Annotated in this window: 22 protein-coding genes; 13 read left to right on the forward strand and 9 right to left on the reverse strand. The window is 52.5% G+C overall.

What is annotated here, in order from left to right:
• Window positions 1–11: 11 nt before the first annotated feature.
• The 6 genes from U2W12_RS10530 (at window position 12) to U2W12_RS10555 (ending at window position 6380) form a co-directional block, all read left to right on the forward strand.
• On the forward strand, window positions 12–779 hold the full coding sequence (locus U2W12_RS10530; RefSeq protein WP_326500641.1) for a hypothetical protein: 768 nt from the start codon (window positions 12–14) through the stop codon (window positions 777–779).
• Between the two features lie 258 nt (window positions 780–1037).
• On the forward strand, window positions 1038–2015 hold the full coding sequence (gene coxB / locus U2W12_RS10535; protein ID WP_326500642.1) for a cytochrome c oxidase subunit II: 978 nt from the start codon (window positions 1038–1040) through the stop codon (window positions 2013–2015).
• A gap of 11 nt (window positions 2016–2026) precedes the next feature.
• Entirely contained in the window at window positions 2027–4021 is a 1995-nt protein-coding gene (gene ctaD, locus U2W12_RS10540) for a cytochrome c oxidase subunit I (RefSeq protein ID WP_326500643.1), read from the forward strand.
• Window positions 4014–4610, forward strand: coding sequence for a cytochrome c oxidase subunit 3 (locus U2W12_RS10545; protein ID WP_326500644.1), 597 nt, complete (start codon window positions 4014–4016; stop codon window positions 4608–4610). Before ctaD ends, U2W12_RS10545 begins: the two co-directional genes overlap by 8 nt.
• 8 nt (window positions 4611–4618) lie before the next feature.
• Window positions 4619–5071, forward strand: coding sequence for a hypothetical protein (locus U2W12_RS10550; RefSeq protein ID WP_326500645.1), 453 nt, complete (start codon window positions 4619–4621; stop codon window positions 5069–5071).
• Between the two features lie 4 nt (window positions 5072–5075).
• On the forward strand, window positions 5076–6380 hold the full coding sequence (locus U2W12_RS10555) for a cytochrome c (protein ID WP_326500646.1): 1305 nt from the start codon (window positions 5076–5078) through the stop codon (window positions 6378–6380).
• A 15-nt stretch (window positions 6381–6395) separates the two neighbouring features.
• Here U2W12_RS10555 and U2W12_RS10560 read toward each other — a convergent pair whose 3' ends face one another.
• From U2W12_RS10560 to U2W12_RS10570, 3 genes are read right to left on the reverse strand one after another with little or no spacing between them, the layout of a single operon-like run.
• Complete coding sequence (locus tag U2W12_RS10560; protein WP_326500647.1) at window positions 6396–7226, reverse strand: cytochrome c oxidase assembly protein; 831 nt, start codon at window positions 7224–7226, stop codon at window positions 6396–6398.
• 55 nt (window positions 7227–7281) lie between these two features.
• On the reverse strand, window positions 7282–7896 hold the full coding sequence (locus U2W12_RS10565; protein ID WP_326500648.1) for an SCO family protein: 615 nt from the start codon (window positions 7894–7896) through the stop codon (window positions 7282–7284).
• Window positions 7897–7918: 22 nt separating this feature from the next.
• A complete protein-coding gene (locus tag U2W12_RS10570; protein ID WP_326500649.1) occupies window positions 7919–8764 on the reverse strand; it encodes a pirin family protein in 846 nt (281 codons plus the stop codon).
• A gap of 228 nt (window positions 8765–8992) precedes the next feature.
• On the opposite strand from U2W12_RS10570, the gene U2W12_RS10575 reads away from it, so the two are divergent.
• The 3 genes from U2W12_RS10575 to U2W12_RS10585 are packed head-to-tail and all read left to right on the forward strand — an operon-like array spanning window position 8993 to window position 10166.
• Window positions 8993–9355, forward strand: coding sequence for a hypothetical protein (locus tag U2W12_RS10575; protein WP_326500650.1), 363 nt, complete (start codon window positions 8993–8995; stop codon window positions 9353–9355).
• Window positions 9328–9735 (forward strand): hypothetical protein, encoded by a 408-nt coding sequence (locus U2W12_RS10580; RefSeq protein WP_326500651.1) that lies wholly within the window; start codon window positions 9328–9330, stop codon window positions 9733–9735. The genes U2W12_RS10575 and U2W12_RS10580 overlap by 28 nt, the downstream gene beginning before the upstream one ends.
• A 50-nt stretch (window positions 9736–9785) precedes the next feature.
• Window positions 9786–10166 carry a hypothetical protein gene (locus tag U2W12_RS10585; RefSeq protein WP_326500690.1) on the forward strand — a complete coding sequence of 127 codons (381 nt, stop codon included), beginning with the start codon at window positions 9786–9788 and terminating at the stop codon, window positions 10164–10166.
• Window positions 10167–10440: 274 nt separating this feature from the next.
• On the opposite strand, the gene U2W12_RS10590 is transcribed toward U2W12_RS10585, so the two are convergent.
• A complete protein-coding gene (locus U2W12_RS10590) occupies window positions 10441–10773 on the reverse strand; it encodes a hypothetical protein (RefSeq protein WP_326500652.1) in 333 nt (110 codons plus the stop codon).
• A 144-nt stretch (window positions 10774–10917) separates the two neighbouring features.
• Here U2W12_RS10590 and U2W12_RS10595 point away from each other — a divergent pair, with 144 nt between their 5' ends.
• Window positions 10918–11856 (forward strand): 1-phosphofructokinase family hexose kinase, encoded by a 939-nt coding sequence (locus U2W12_RS10595; protein ID WP_326500653.1) that lies wholly within the window; start codon window positions 10918–10920, stop codon window positions 11854–11856.
• An 11-nt stretch (window positions 11857–11867) separates the two neighbouring features.
• On the opposite strand, the gene U2W12_RS10600 is transcribed toward U2W12_RS10595, so the two are convergent.
• Window positions 11868–12698, reverse strand: coding sequence for an ion transporter (locus U2W12_RS10600; protein WP_326500654.1), 831 nt, complete (start codon window positions 12696–12698; stop codon window positions 11868–11870).
• Between the two features lie 584 nt (window positions 12699–13282).
• Here U2W12_RS10600 and U2W12_RS10605 point away from each other — a divergent pair.
• Window positions 13283–13459 (forward strand): CsbD family protein, encoded by a 177-nt coding sequence (locus U2W12_RS10605; RefSeq protein WP_326500655.1) that lies wholly within the window; start codon window positions 13283–13285, stop codon window positions 13457–13459.
• Between the two features lie 96 nt (window positions 13460–13555).
• Entirely contained in the window at window positions 13556–13834 is a 279-nt protein-coding gene (locus U2W12_RS10610) for a CsbD family protein (protein WP_326500656.1), read from the forward strand.
• Here U2W12_RS10610 and U2W12_RS10615 read toward each other — a convergent pair.
• Window positions 13818–14003, reverse strand: a complete 186-nt coding sequence (locus U2W12_RS10615) for a hypothetical protein (RefSeq protein WP_326500657.1) — start codon at window positions 14001–14003, stop codon at window positions 13818–13820. The genes U2W12_RS10610 and U2W12_RS10615 overlap by 17 nt on opposite strands.
• Between U2W12_RS10615 and U2W12_RS10620 the strand changes: the two genes are divergently transcribed.
• Window positions 13968–14063, forward strand: coding sequence for a hypothetical protein (locus tag U2W12_RS10620; protein WP_326500691.1), 96 nt, complete (start codon window positions 13968–13970; stop codon window positions 14061–14063). The genes U2W12_RS10615 and U2W12_RS10620 overlap by 36 nt on opposite strands.
• Before the next feature lie 173 nt (window positions 14064–14236).
• On the opposite strand, the gene U2W12_RS10625 is transcribed toward U2W12_RS10620, so the two are convergent.
• The 3 genes from U2W12_RS10625 to U2W12_RS10635 form a co-directional block, all read right to left on the reverse strand.
• Entirely contained in the window at window positions 14237–14566 is a 330-nt protein-coding gene (locus U2W12_RS10625) for a hypothetical protein (protein ID WP_326500658.1), read from the reverse strand.
• 301 nt (window positions 14567–14867) lie between these two features.
• The gene (locus tag U2W12_RS10630) at window positions 14868–15320 is read right to left on the reverse strand and encodes a hypothetical protein (protein WP_326500659.1); all 453 of its coding nucleotides are present in this window, start codon (window positions 15318–15320) and stop codon (window positions 14868–14870) included.
• A 148-nt stretch (window positions 15321–15468) separates the two neighbouring features.
• Complete coding sequence (locus U2W12_RS10635; RefSeq protein ID WP_326500660.1) at window positions 15469–15894, reverse strand: PRC-barrel domain-containing protein; 426 nt, start codon at window positions 15892–15894, stop codon at window positions 15469–15471.
• Window positions 15895–15976: the final 82 nt, after the last annotated feature.

Consider the following 15976-nt stretch of genomic DNA (forward strand, 5'->3'; position numbering starts at 1 on the left):
CGGAGATCATCATGGGAGAGTCTTATCGTAGTCGTTCCGAAAGCGATCGGCGCTCAGGGACTTATCGGCGTTTCAGAGATATTTCGGTCAGCGAAAGAATTCTGAATACCGCTTTTTTATTGACAATAGGAATCGGATACATTGTCGCTCTCGCGAACATGTATTACACGCACCAAGGCCGCGACACCAAGGCCGGCCTATCAATTGACGACGTGATGATCGCATATCACGGCTCACATAACCAAACCCGCCTGGGTTCCGCGATCAAGGGTATCATGGAGCCGAACTTGAAATATAAAAGCGATAAGGATGTTATTCTGAGATGGATACAGAATGGCGCCGAGGAAGCGGAATATAAAGAACGGATCGCGCCGATCCTGAACCGCGATTGCATAACTTGTCATACGCCGGCCATCAATCCATCCTTACCTGATCTGACAAACTTCGCGGGCGTGTCGCAAGTTGCCCATGCCGGCGGCGCGACGGTGCCTTTTCTGATCCGGGTTTCCCATATCCATCTGTTCGGTATCGCATTCATTCTGTACTTTATCGGCAAGATATTTCTTTTATGCGATATGAACGTGATTGTAAAAAGAATCGCGGTCGTGATTCCTTTTGCCGCGATGCTGTTGGATGTGATGTCGTGGTTCATTACCAAATCCTTTCCCGCTTTTGCCTACGTGGTCGTGGCCAGCGGCGCGTTGATGGGCATCTCGATGGGCATGCAAATCGTGGTCAGCATTTACCAGATGTGGTTCTATTCGAAGGAAAAAATCTGATCGGCATCCGCAAAACCCCCAAAGCGTTCTTTGAAGGTGTTGCTTCACGCAACGACTCGGAGAGTCCGCAACGATATAAAATTTTTGAAGCCGAAGGATAAATTTGTATTAATTTAGGTCACACCCACACAAGAGGCAGTTGTCTGCCGAATAGCAAAATCTCCCATCATTCCATTGGCGCCAATGAACGATTCCGGTTTGAGATGTCGACACTGCGCCGCGGTCGGGAGCGCTTTTTTTTCAATGGTCTCTGCGGCCATGTTAAGCTCGGCCGCAGAGGCGGAAACAGAAGCTGCTCCGCTTAACTATTTTCTTCATAGTTACGGCCCGGCCTCCACGCCCACGATGTATTTGGGATGGGTCTTCGCGGCTATTGCGGTTGCGGTTTTCCTAATCATCGCGCTGCTGTTGGCAGGCGCGCTCTTCCGAAAACGAGCCGTTGATGAGCCCGCTTCAATCGGCCGCGACAATCAGGGAATGCGATGGATTTATATCGGAACCGGAGTTTCCACTTGCATCTTGTTCGCGCTCGCCGTCTATGTGCTGATTACGCTGAATACGATCTCCAGGCCTGCTCGCACTCCGGCGTTGACGGTGACGGTGACGGGTTATGACTGGTGGTGGAAAGTCGAATACGAGGATAACGATCCTGCCCGCCGTTTTGTGACCGCCAACGAAATTCATATCCCGATCGGCTTGCCTGTTCTGGTCAAGCTGAAAAGCGCGGATGTGATTCACGCTTTTTGGGTCCCGATGCTGGCGGGGAAAACACAAATGATACCCGGCCAGGCCAATGAGCAATGGCTCGAGGCCGAAGTGGAAGGCATCTATCGCGGGCAATGCACGCAATATTGCGGCCTGCAGCATGCGCATATGGGGTTTGAGGTTGTGGCGCAAAGCCCGGCCGATTTCCGGGCGTGGCAAGACGAGCAGCGCAGAGCCGTAATTCCGGCTTCCGCTGCCGACGCCGTTGCGGGACAACACTTTTTTATCGAGCGCTGCGCCGGCTGCCATTCGGTTAGGGGGATCGGCGCGGCAGGCGCACATGCCCCCGATTTGACGCATTTGAATTCCCGCCGCCTGATCGCGGCCGGTTTATTGACCAATACGCCCGAACATCAGGTCGAATGGATTATGCATGTTCAGAAGCTCAAACCGGGAGATCGAATGCCCGGTTTTGAGTTATCATCCAGCGAAATCGCCGCGCTGTCGGCATTTTTATCGACACTCAATTAGGAGCGCCGCCCATGAAAGACGCAGTGGAAAGCACGCCCGAACCGAGGCTCTCCCGCGTGCCCGAAGTGGGCTCCGCGCCTATCGGCTCGGCCGCCGAAATGCGGCTCGCCGAGATTTGGGAATCGGCGCCCGGTTGGCGCGGCTGGCTGTCGACGGTTGACCATAAAGAAATCGGTCTGCGCTACCTTGTCACCGCCTTCATTTTTTTGCTGATGGGCGGTATCGAAGCCTTGATCATGCGCCTGCAACTTGCGCGCCCGGAGCAGACTCTCTTGACGCCCGAGCAGTACAATCAGCTCTTCACGATGCACGGCGTGACGATGATTTTCCTGTACTCGCTGCCGGTGCTGTCCGGGTTTTCGAACTACCTATGGCCACTCATGCTGGGTTCTCGAGACATGGCGTTTCCGCGGCTGAATGCGCTTTCTTACTGGCTATTCCTGTTTGCCGGCATCTTTCTCTACGCCAGCTTTCCCCTGGGGGAAGGACCGAATGCTGGCTGGTTCAACTATGTGCCGTTCACCGGACTGGAATTCAACACCGGGCCCAATATCGACGTCTATGCGCTCGGGATGGTGCTGCTCGGCATTTCGACCACCGTCGGCGCGATCAATTTTATCGTCACGCTATTCCGCATGCGCGCGCCCGGCATGTCGATCGACAAGGTGCCTATCCTGGTATGGGGGACGCTGACGGCTTCGGTCGCCAACGTGTTCGCGGTTCCCTCGGCCAGTCTCGCTTTTTTTCTCTTGTGGCTGGACCGGAACGCGAGTACGCATTTCTTCGATGCGATCAACGGCGGCAAACCCATGCTGTGGCAGCACTTATTCTGGATGTTCGGCCATCCGTGGGTTTATGCGGTCGTGCTTCCCGCCATGGGAATTGTCTCCGACGCACTGCCGACTTTTTGCCGCCGTCCGCTCGTGGGTTATTCGGCCGTAGCGCTGTCGACGATGGCAACGATGCTGCTCGGTTTCGGCGTCTGGATCCACCATATGTTCGCGACCGGCCTGCCGACGCTCGCACTGTCGTTTTTCGGGGCGACCAGCATGGTGATTTCGATTCCGAGTGCGGTGGCGGTATTTGCTTGGATCGCGACGATCTGGCTCGGACGCCCGGTATTCAGCACGCCGTTTCTGTTTTTTGCGGGTTTTGTCCTCCTGTTTGTGGTCGGGGGGCTTTCCGGCGTGATGACGGCGGCGGTTCCTTTTGATTTTCAACTGAACGAAACGTACTTCGTCGTTGCTCATTTGCACTACGTTTTGCTCGGTATCAATGTATTTCCGGTGGTGGGCGGAATCTATTACTGGTTTCCGAAATTTTTCGGCCGCATGATGAATGAAACCTGGGGAAAATGGAGCTTCTGGGTCATGTTTATCGGTTTCAATCTGGGCTTTTTTCCGATGCATCTGGCAGGCCTCTTGGGCATGCCGCGGCGGATTTATACCTATGCGCCGAACATGGGCTGGAATACCGTCAATCTGATCACATCGATCGGATCATTCATTTTTGCGTCGGGCATTCTGATCTTTTTGGTCAATTTGGTTATCAGCCTGAGGCGCGGCGCCTTGGCGGCGCAGAATCCCTGGGATGCATCCACATTGGAATGGGCAATCCCTTCTCCGCCGCCGCCCTACAACTTCGCGGTGATCCCGTTAATCGCCAGTCGGCATCCGTTATGGGAAGACCGGCTCGATGAAGGCGAACGACGTTCCAGTCTTCTGGAAGGCTATTTATTGATGCAAGGACGGGAAACGCTTGGTACGACGCCGCTCGATGCCAAACCGGACGTTATACTGAAGATGCCGGATGACTCCTATACGCCGTTTTTTCTGGGACTGGCTAGCACACTGGCTTTTGCCGGCTTACTGCTGGATTGGCGACAGTTTACCTTGCTAATGACGCTCGCTGCCGGTTTGGCGTTGACGGTCTGGATGTGGCCGAGAACGAGTCTGGCTCAGCGTGTGCCGAGGCGCGAGCCCATGAGGGAGAAAAATCATGATTGAGACGACTTCGGCGGACAAACCCTTGCCGGTGGGAAGCGCAGGCAAGCGTTCGGGCGGCTGGTGGGGCATGGTGGCGCTGATCGTGACCGAAGCGTCGCTGTTCGGCTACTTGCTGTTTACCTATTTCTATCTGGCCTCTCAAACCGAACAACATTGGCCGCCCGAAGGCTTGCCCAGTTTGCTGATTCCCGGTGTCAATACGCTGATATTGCTGACCAGCAGCCTGTTCGTTTGGGCGAGCGAATGTTATCTGCGCTTCAGACAGCCGCGCTGGAGCCTTGCGTTTATGACAATGGCGACCGTGCTGGGCGCGTGCTTCGTGCTGATACAGCTTAGCGAATGGCACAAAAAACCTTACGATATGACATCTCATCTCTATGGTTCGCTGTATTTCACGATTACTGGCTTTCACCTGCTGCACGTGCTGGTCGGGCTCGTCATTTTGATGCTGCTGCTGATCTGGATCGCGCTCGGTTATTTCGATCACAGACAGTATGCCGCGGTGACGGTCGGAGGATTGTACTGGCATTTTGTCGATATGGTCTGGCTGTTCGTATTTTCAACCCTGTATCTGTTGCCTTATCTGTAGTAGAAGCTATGAGTCCAGTGCCAGAATTCGATCCGTCAATCGCCCCAACAGATGTCCGCCGCGGCCGGTTCGGCGCGATGCGCACCCTGCTGGGGTTGTTCGGCGCTCCGTCCGCGTGGCTGGCGCAACTGATGTTGAGCGAGCCGCTTGTCGCGCATGCCTGTTATCCCTATCAGGCGCCGTTATCCAAGCCGATCTGGGAAGGATTGCCTGGCGTATTGGCAGCAGTCAGTCTCATTTGCCTCGTCGTCGCGCTGCTGTCGGGGTTCGTTGCCTGGGACTCGTGGCGGCTGATAGCGCGCCGGCCGTCCGAGGCCGTGGGCTTTTCCGTCGAGTCGAACAAGAACCGGAGCCGCTTTTTAGTTAAGCTTAGCCTGATGTCGAGCTTTATTTTCCTCATTGCGGTTGTCTTTAACGCGTGCGCCCTGCTCTTCGTACCGCTTTGCAGTTCATGGTACTAGCGTCATGCCATTCAAATCACGTCTCATCACTTCGTTAAAATGGGCGGCAACCGTTGCCGGAACGACGCTGTTCTACGGCGTTGCCATGGCGTCGCCGGCCGATTCCTCGAACATCAGCCGAGGCGCCTATTTGGCCAGGGCAGGAGACTGTATCGCCTGTCATACGGCCGGACCGAAAGAGGCGCCGTTTGCCGGAGGACTGCCGATCAATTCGCCTTTCGGCATCATTTATTCGACGAATATTACGCCGAACCCTATTCATGGCATCGGCAAGTATACTTTGGACGATTTCATGCGCGCCGTCCGCAACGGCATTGCCAAGGATGGCAGGCGCCTCTATCCCGCGATGCCTTATCCGTCGTTCACGGCGATTACCGACGAGGACATGCGGGCCCTTTACGACTATTTCATGCATGAAGTGGCGCCGGTCAATCACAATCCGCCGGAAACCCGGCTGCCCTTCCCGTTCAACATACGTTTCAGTCTGTTTTTCTGGGATTTGGCTTTCGTTAAGCACGAGCGCTTCAAACCGCTGGATGATCGCGATGCAGAGTGGAATCGCGGCGCCTATCTGGTGCAATCGCTCGGCCATTGCGGCGCCTGCCATACTCCGCGCGGACTTGCCTTCCAGGAAACTGCCTATTCGGAAGCATCGCCCAAGTATTTAAGCGGGGCTTTGGTGGACAACTGGTTCGCGGCGAACCTGAGAGGGGATCCTGCTTCCGGCTTGGAACGATGGCAGGAAGCCGACATAGCACGCTTCCTGAAAACCGGACACGGCGCGGGGATTGCCGCATTTGGCAGCATGACCGATGTGATCGAAAACAGCATGCAATATTTGCGTGATGACGATTTGCAAGCGATCGCTCATTACCTAAAGTGGCTGTCCGCGCACGGCGAAAAAGCGTCCTATCAGCCCGATAAACCGGATGTTGCCGTCAAGCAGTCGGCCTTGGTGAGCGGAGCCGTCGAGCGTCCCGGAGCGGGGCTCTATGAATCACACTGTGCGAAATGCCACCGGATAACCGGCGATGGCGAACCCGACAAGTTTCCGAAACTCGCCGGCAATTCTATCGTTCTTGCCGAAAACGCGACGTCGCTGATCAGGCTGCTACTCGAGGGCGGCAAGACTGCGGAGAAGGGCGCCGGCCTAAAGCCGCATAAAATGCCGAGTTTCGCAAAAAAATTCACCGACCGGCAGATCGCCGAGGTGCTGAGTTTTATTCGTAACACCTGGGGCAATACCGCCTCTCCGGTCACGGAACGTCAGGTGGCTTCGTTGCGAAGCGCGCTACGGAAGAGCCCCTGAAACGGTCTCGCGGGTTTATAAGCCGGGTCTTTTTTCTACCGGTAGGCGGGTGTCCACAGCCGATGGCGATTGCCGCAGCTCCTGTTGAATCACGATCAATATGCCGGCGATACCCATCATCGCTCCTTGTGTCCAGAGAATCAAACCGCCGATCTGTTGGTCGGCGATCGAGCTGATGCCGGCGAAAGCCCGTCCGCATAAGGTATAAATCGGATACAGCTCCCGCACCGTAAAAAAGATGATGGCGCCGATCAGAATTTGCGGCGGAATGACGGCCAGCATCATTGCGATACGGCAGCCGGCAGATCTCCCGGCCTTTGAATTCAGTACGGCTCCCCAAAACATCAGGCCGTTCAGCGCCATGCTCCAGTTCATCAGCCGATATAAGCGCCAGTCGAGCATCGCGATGAAGTGTACGGACGGCAGTAGCCAAAAAACGATCAAACCCGCAAACATCAACACGGCCGCGACAGGATGAAACAGCAGCTTAACAAGGGCTTGAGCCGGTAGCCAGTGAGAAAGCCCGACAATCAACCGTTTCCCGGTGATGGGTAAACCGGCGAACAGGGTGTCTTTCGGTCCGGCCAGTACGATTAAAAACGGCCCGATATGGTGAAGCACGGCATTTTGCAGTTGATGGACGAAAAATTCATGCTCGGCGAAATAGTCCGCTTGGGTCTGGGTAACGGCGTACATCGATAACAGGCCAACCCCAAAGGCTATTTTTTGCGGCAAAGACTGCTTAATTTTTCGGCATCCCCTGACAAATAGACTTGCCGTCAGGATAGTGACGAACAGGATGCTCGCCGATGCTTCCCAAGGGATGAGCCACTGTAGCCACATCATGGGTTTTCCCCATTTCTAACGCAGGTTTGACACAGGCTGTGGGCCGGCATGAAAGTCATCCTGCCGAATTCAGCAGAGGCAGCACAGCGTTTGCCACCGCTTCGTTTGAATCTTCCGGCCTTATCAGCAGGCGGGCGCGCCCCTCAGGATCAAAAACATAGACGGCGACACTGTGGACGATATCGTCGGAATCCGATTTGCCGGGGCGATAAGCGATCCGGTAGCGTTTCACGAGACCTTCGATTTCGTCTTCGTTGCCGGTCAGGCCGATCGCATGGACAGGATCGAATGTTGTCGCATAGCGGTGCAAAATCTCAGGCGTATCGCGATCGGGATTCAACGTCACGAATAGAATACGGACGTCTTTCGCCTTATCGCCGAGATGCGGCAACAGTGCCGCCAAGCGGGACATGGCCGTTGGGCATTCGTCATGACAATGAGTGAAGCCGAAGAATAAGAAAACAACGTAGCCTCGGTAGGTAAAATTTGTGACCGCTTGGCCGGTGTCGGACTTCAGCGAGAATTGCAGATTCGGCAGATGGCCGCTGATATCGTGCAACCGTCCCTGCTTTGGTAAATCGCATCCGGCCGCCATCAACCCGGCCAAGGCCGCGAAAAGCAGGGCGCGTACAAGGACCGGCCCTGGATTGCCGAACTGCCTTGTAAACATGTTATCGGGTCATTTTCGGATGCTAGCGGTAGTTGAAATCGGCCATGGCCTGCCTGATTTCCGCCTGCGTATTCATCACGAATGGGCCGTAGCCGGCAATCGGCTCGTTGATCGGTTCCCCGCTCATGATCAGCAAAGTCGAATCCTTGCGGGCAGTCAGCGCAATCGTTTCGCCTTTTCGATCGAACAGCGCCACTTCCGTATCGTTCAAGGTAGCGGTGCGATTGATTTCCACGCAGCCCTTCAACGCGAACACTATCGTTGTATGCGTTTCGGGCAGATCGAATGCGAGCGTTTGTTCGACGGCCAGACGCAAATCCCATAAATCGATCGGCGTGTAGGTACGCGCCGGCCCTTTCACGTCATGATAAGCGCCCGCGATCACCCGGATAAGGCTGCCGTGTTGATCCGGCTTTATCGACGGAATATCCGCCTTCAGAATCGACTGATAGCGGGGGTTCTCCATCTTGAATTTCGCGGGTAAATTCACCCAAAGCTGTACCGCTTCAAAGACTCCGCCTTGTCGGGTAAAGGCGGCCGAGTGCATTTCTTCATGCAAGAGGCCTTTCGCGGCGGTCATCCACTGCACGTCGCCGGGACCGATAAAGCCGCCATTGCCTGCCGTATCGTGGTGTTCTACTTCGCCCTGATAGAGAATCGTGACGGTTTCAAAACCCCGATGCGGATGGAAGCCTACGCCTCTTGGCTTCGATGCGGGCGTAAACTCGGCGGGGCCGGCATAATCCAGCAACAGGAAGGGACTGACTTCGGCGTCGGGCGTATTATAGGAAAACAGCGTACGGACCGGAAAACCGTCACCGACCCAATGAGATTGCCCTTTGCGAACAATTCGATGTAATTGTTTCATGAGAGTGATCCTGCTTTAAAAAAACGGGACTTATAAAAGACGTTGCAAGCATCTTCAATAAAATTTATCAAGTTTTATCTCGGATTAGCCGACGATTGGGTAAGTTCCAATGAGCTGATTGACGCTATATCGGTATTTATACGAATTGAATGTCAAAGATAAAGTAGTATAGCGGCTCGTCCGGATGTTCCAAAAATTAATAATAAATATGCTGTTGGGAGAAATCGGATGAGATCGTTATATCGATGCTTTACAAACGTCTTTTTGACCTTGCTCGCATTTTCGGCCTGGGCAGACGACAAGATTAACGTAATGACGCTGAACCAGTATTTAGGAGCCGATTTAGCCCCTATCATATCAACGACGAATCCCGTCGCTTTCAATCAGGGTTTGGTTGCGGTCCTGAAGCAGGCCGCAAAAAGCGATTTTCGCTCGCGAGCCCGAGCCACGGCGATTGTGAAGCGGTCGCCCGATGTTCTCGCTTTACAGGAAGTATGGGAATTGCGTTGTCAGGATTTTAATCCGAATGATAATGATGGATGCGAGCTATCCGCAGATAGCCGATGCTTTCACCAGATCATCTGGATTTGACGTTGACGGCTTTGAAAAAGAATGGCGTCAAATACAAAAAGGCCGCTTCGGTCAAAAATCTTGATCTGGAAAAAATCAAATTTTCAGAAAATTTGCCTCCAGGTATCCCTTTTGTTGTTGATAAAGCGACTGTATTCTTGGTTGCAGTCGACCGGGATGCCATCCTGGTCCGTGAAGGCATCGATGCCATGCCTGTTGATTTCCAATGTCAACTTCCTTCGGTTGACGGCTGTAACTATCAAACCGCTGCCGAAGCGCAATTGCCGGAGCCGATCAGGTCGTTACGGATTGAAAGAGGTTTTATCGCAATCGATGCAAAGATTGCGGGCAAGGCTTACCGTATATTCAATACGCATCTGGAAGTGAAGGGGAAGATTTGAAGCCGCCATTCCCACCATTTGCTTACTATCGAGCAGCCCAGGCTGACGAATTGACACAGGTGATTGGTTTTTCAGCAATGGCGGACAGAAAAACCCTATTGCTTGGCGATATGAATTCCTCGCCGGCGCAGGGAGACCCGACCCCAGAGATCATCACCCCTTACAAACAATTTACCGCAGCCCAATACGTCGATATTTGGGATTTGCGGCCTGGGAATGTGCCGGGCTACACTTGCTGCCAGGACGAGAATTTACAAAACCGCAAACCTTCCCTCGAAGAGCGTATCGATATGATTTTTGCGGTCGACGATCCTGAAAATACCAAAAAAATCCGGGTTATCGGCGATAATGCGTCAACGAAGACCGATCCCGGCCATGGATTCTTGTGGTTTTCCGATCATGCCTCTGTCTCCGCTACATTACAGTTCTGAAGCGAAATGTTTTCATGAACGGCATTTAGGCGGTCGCAATACGGCCAGATAGAATGAAGGGGTTGCGGAAGGATTGCGCCTTCCGCAACCTGTCGCGGAAGGTTCGGCGGTCCGTATTGCCTACGTTGCGCCCGATTACTGATTCAATGTAACTTCCAGAAAAAATTCACGAGAAGAAAATGGATATTTTAGCCAATATTCCAACGGCTACCCATGTCATTTACATCTTTGCCGTTTATCATGATTTCCGCTTTCGCGGGCATTTGATTTTTCTTCATTGCCCGTAATAACCGCCGTACGGATAGCCTTGCCGCTGGCGATTTTGCTCATATCGTCTTTCCCTGTAATTATCATCGTCGCCGTCATCATCGTCATGATGGCCGCGGTAGCCTTGTCCATAGTTATCCTGCCCGTAGTAACCTTGCTGTCCGGACCTGTTTGGATAATTCTGTCCATAAGGCAGGTTGGCATAGCCGCGGTTGTATGGCCTGTTTTCACCGTAAACTGTATCGTAGGGATAATAGGCGGGCGCATAGCAGCCGGTTAAGGCCGGGAGCAAAAATAAGATCGAGACAAGTCTCCGGTATTTTGGAATTTTGCGTTTCATATAGGCTCTCCGCTATGATTTACGAGTATCCTATGCTGCGTCCCCTTAATTTTTGCTGAACGGCTTTTCTTAAATCAAGGAGCCGGTTTTTATGGGCGGCTGGGCTTTGTTCAGTGGTTGAGGGCTTTTATACTCGGACATACCATGTCGAAAATAATAACGGTTACCGCCAACACCGCGGTCGACTGGCTGATCGAAGCGAACGGATTGGGCTATCAGGATAATCTACAGGCGACAAAGAGCTGCGAGTATGCCTGCGGCAAGGGCATCAATGTCGCGAAGGCGGTCGAGTCTTTGGGGTATCCGGTAACATGCTTGGGATTCGCCGGGCGTCAATCGATCGGCTTGTTCGAGGCGTTGAACTCCGCTTTGCTACATGCCGATTTGATCGCGGTCGAAGGCAAGACCCGAACCAACATCACCTTGACCGATCAGGCGGCGGGTCGGGAAACGCATATTCGAACCTCGGGTTATCGGGTAACGCCTGATGATTGTGCGAAGCTGATCGAAAAAGTCGAGCGTTCCGTCAATGCCGGAGATATTGTGATTTTTTCCGGCAGTCTGCCGCCCGGCGCGCCAAATGACTTTTATCGGATGTTGATCGCAACTTGCCGCCGAAAGGCGGCCATCACCTTATTGGACAGCAGCGGCCAAGGTTTGGCGGAAGGCGCCAAGGCCGAACCCTATCTGATCAAGCCCAATATGCAGGAACTGGAAGAGTTGACTGGCCGCGCCTTAACGAACGACCGAGAGGTGCTGGAGACGGCGCGCGCGTTGCTCGGCCAGGGCATTGCGAAAATCTGCATTTCTCTGGGAAACAAAGGCGTTATTGCGGTTGACGAAGACAGCGCATTTGCGGCTTGTCTCAGACATTGCCCGGAGCCAATCATGACTCAAATCGGCTGTGGCGATGCGCTGGTTGCGGGGCTGGCGATCGGAACGCATCGCGGCTTGCGATGGGAAGACTGCATTAAATGGGCCATCGCCTGCGCTACGGCCAATCTCTACTCTCCCGAGCCCGGTAGGCTCGATAAGGATAAGGTGCCGGAAATCAGCACGCAGATCGAGACGTTCCCGCGCTGATCTTGACCGGGTTAAGGCGAGGGCGGCAACTCCGTGCCGCAGATACGGCAATAATTGGCATCCGGTTCATGGCCGGGATGCCGACAGCGCGGGCAGATTCGCTGATCGGCCTTGTGCTGTTTTTTCATTTCCTTCGATAATTCTGCGGTGAATATGCCGGTCGGTACCGCGATGATCGCGTAGCCGCTGATCATCACGATAGCCGAGACGGCGCGGCCGAGATCGGTCTTGGGGGTGATGTCGCCGAAGCCGACCGTGGTCAGCGTCACAACCGACCAGTAGATGCTGACCGGGATGTTCGTGAAGCCGTTTTCCGGACCTTCGATCAGATACATTGCCGAGCCGAATACGATCAACAGCGTGCAGATGGTAAACATGAAAATGGCGATCTTGAGCCGGCTGGCCAACAATGCATTGACGAGCATATTGGCCTGGTTGATGAAGCGGACCAGTTTGAGCACCCGAAACACACGCAGCACTCTCAGGACGCGAATGACCTGCAGATAATGAGCGCCGGGAAGCAAGAGGCTCAGGTAGGATGGGATGATCGACAACAGGTCTATGATGCCGTAGAAACTGCCGATATATTTGATCGGCTTGTGGATGCAGAAGATGCGCAGACCGTATTCGAGCGTAAACAAGATCGTGAATAGCCATTCCGCAGCGTAAAGTTCGTCTCTATATTGCTGATGGATTTCGGCAACGCTGTCCAGCATGATCGTCAACACGCTGGCCAGGATCAAAATGATCAGCATGATATCGAAGCCTTTTCCGGCCGGCGTGTTGGCCTGATAGATGATCTGATACAACGTATGCCGCCAGTTTTCTAGGCGCTTTCTCATATTTTTTGACCTCTTCCTGAATGTTTGATCGGTTATGGTGTCCTAATGGCATCGTATGGGTAATTTTATTCGCGATGCTGTCCGCTTGTAATCCGCATTCTTGAACGATTATGTTTCATGTTTTTATAATGAAACAAATTTCGTATCAATTGAAACGGTTTGTGATACAGAAATGACCGGGAAGAGGCTACCAGGGGGTGGGGCAATACCGTTAAGTTAAGAAGAAAGCTCCCTCTCCTGCTGGAGAGGGTTGGGGTGAGGAGGATCAAAAATAAGGAAAAATACTTTATTTTGATCCCCTCATCCCAGCCTTCTCCCGAAGGGAGAAGGCGCGAAGCTTCTCTTAACTTAATGGCATTGCGCCCCCCCCTCGCTTACGTATTGATGCGATGAATCCAGCCTGCATAGAAAAGACTCCCTAATCTGGAAAGTTTTTCACATTTTTTAACAGTCTAAGTACGCTAAAGCACAGACCGAGTTTAGTTTTGGGCGTAATGTTTGAACAAGTGATGGGTAATGTCATCCCACGCTCAGACACCATGGCTATCGGGTCATGGAGAAAAATTTATTATCAGGAGACACTCATGAATAAAGATCAAGTAAAAGGCCGAGTCGAAGAGACCAAAGGTAAAGTCAAGGAAGTCACCGGTAAACTACTGGATGACGAGACAATGGAAATAGAAGGAAAAGTCCAAAAGAACGTGGGTAAAGCGCGGGCGGGTTTTGGCGACCTAAAGGATGATATTAAGAAAGACAAATAAAACAAGCACTGTTTAGTCGTGCAGCCGAGTCCAGTCAGACTGACCCGCTGCACGGCTACAATGTAATGCTCCCAAAAAGTTATACAGGAAATGCACATGAAATTTACCGGAATAAAACTCGCCGAATTATGGATGGGCTTCGTTATGGCTTTCTGCTGGTTTAGTGTTTATGCTGAAGAAAGCCTAGTCCCGATCCCTCCGAACAATGATCAAGTAAAGGGCCGAATCGAAGAAACCAAAGGTAAAATGAAGGAAGCCACCGGCGTGATACTGGACGACAAAGGTATGCAGATAGAAGGAAATGTCCAAAAGAATCTCGGCAAGGCTCAGAAGGGCTATGGTGATCTCAAGCAGGAAATTAAGAAAGACCAATAAAACCAGCAATACTGAGCGGTGCAGGCAAAGCCGGATCGGTTGGCCTGCCGCCCATCAGTAACGAGATGTTCTCAAAAATTTTTAGACGCACGCGAAGGCTGCCGATCAGCACCTGGATGCCGGTATCACGAGCCTGAATAATGTTGTTGATCACAGTACCATGCAGCATGCCGACTTAGCGAAGAAATCCGCCGAAGAAGCTGTAACACATCTGAAAGCCGCGCAATAACAGACTATATGTTGCGGCATCACAAAGGGGCGGCGGGTTATTAATAGCCCGCTACACCTATCCCAAAATTGCAGCAGTGCCGGCCAAACACAGTATCTATCGACAGGGCAGCGTTGCAGTCAGAAGCCTCTCAGTTTACGGCGTTAGGCGCGCGCCATTGAGTTCACGTCTGATTACTCGCCATGCTGAGATTTCACGGCTTCTTTGCTTTTTTCACAAGCCTCTCTAGAAGCTTTCTCCGCGGCCCTGGCATGTGCCTTTGCTTGTTCCGGCTGCCGAGCGTTAGCGGCGGCCTTATGATGCATTGCGGCTTGTTCATGAGCCGCAGCCGCCGACAAATGTTTAGCGGAGGCATTTTCAGAAGCAGACAGAGTGGATCCCGGATGAGATTGGTCAATGTTAGTTCCGGTTGCAGAACCCGTTGCTTGATCCGTGGCAGCCATGCCGGCGGCAACCGGCAAGAAAGCCATCATCAAAATGGAAGTAATGGCGAATTTTTTCATGGTTGAACTCCTCAAATGGTTAATATCAATATGTTTTGGCCGCTATACCGGCATTCTGCCCGAGACGATGGTCCAAGGTGAACGTCAGTCATTGTATGATCCGGATGCGACAAAGCCGGATTTGGGTTGAGGCGAGGCGTTGCGGGTTTTTCGTTCTTATGCACGGCGATTCTGATAATCCAGATAGGCCGCATGCTCCCCTACGTCAATAACAAGCAGCAGTCTTATCTCTCCGATGAGGAAATGCGGTCGAGGCTTTCCCATGTTGCTGCAACTATCACTAATATCCGGATAAGCCTAGTTATTGCGCGGTCATTTTTCCGGTTTTCCGGTATTCGGCGGACGGGTGGTAATCCCGATTTATACAGTTTTTAGCTGCAAACGGTTTACCTAACTTTTGCGGATTTACCAGCCGCAGCTTTTGCGAACCGGCTTTCTTCACTTTGAGCCGGTTAGCATTCGGAGCCGCAAAAGACGATACCTCGGCTGATCTTGTCAAAAAGTGCTCCCTCTCGTTATGCATCCACTCGAGGGCCGCTTGCGCCTCCCTGCGTAATTTGAACGGTCCATGAAAAGCGGCGTGATCGGTAAATCGCCTTGCCCGAATATGTTCCGGCCAGTTGACGACATAATAGCCTGGCGTCAAGGCCTGTCCGTGGTTGGTGCGATACCTTCGCTGATAAGACTCCGAATCTACGAGCCAGAAATCACGTATGACTGCGACAATTTCGAAAATATCATAATCCGCATCCATTGATTATTTCCCCTTGTTATAAAATAAACCAAAACCTGATGAAGTCGATACAAGACAATCCGCTTCACCGGAAAAGAAAAGCGAGAGCCGGACCACGGCCTCTCTCCGCACCATCGGCTTCATAGCCCTATTTTTTACAAGTCTTGAGTCACATGCTCGGCTGGTCTAAGTAAGGTCTAGTTTTATAATAAGAATGAATTTTATCAACCCAAGATTGATCTGCCATGTCGGGCCAATCGTTCTTATCGAAACCTGGTGCATTTTTGAGGCGATCCTTCTCCACATTTAGCACAAAGCGCTTGTTCGCCGTATCCAGCTTCAACGCACTCCAAGGTACCGCAAAAAGCTTTTCCCCCATACCGAGGAAACCGCCAAAGGTCAACACCGCATAGCTCACTCTGCCTGTGGCCGTGTCCAGCATGATTTCCTTGATTTCACCCAAATCTTCTTCTTTCTGGTTGAAGACCTCATTTCCAATCAGGGTGTCGGCGCCCATCAACTGGGGACCGGGGCCCTTTGCGTGGCCGGGTTTGTGTTTGTAGATACCATAGGTATCGCGATCTTCGTAGTTCATGATCATCTTCCGTCATAAAATTAGGAGTAATGACACTTTTGTTCGTTTTTTACGATCACCAGCGCCCGATTATTCGAGCGTA

Source organism: Methylomicrobium sp. Wu6 (assembly GCF_035916875.1).
Taxonomy (GTDB): domain Bacteria; phylum Pseudomonadota; class Gammaproteobacteria; order Methylococcales; family Methylomonadaceae; genus Methylomicrobium.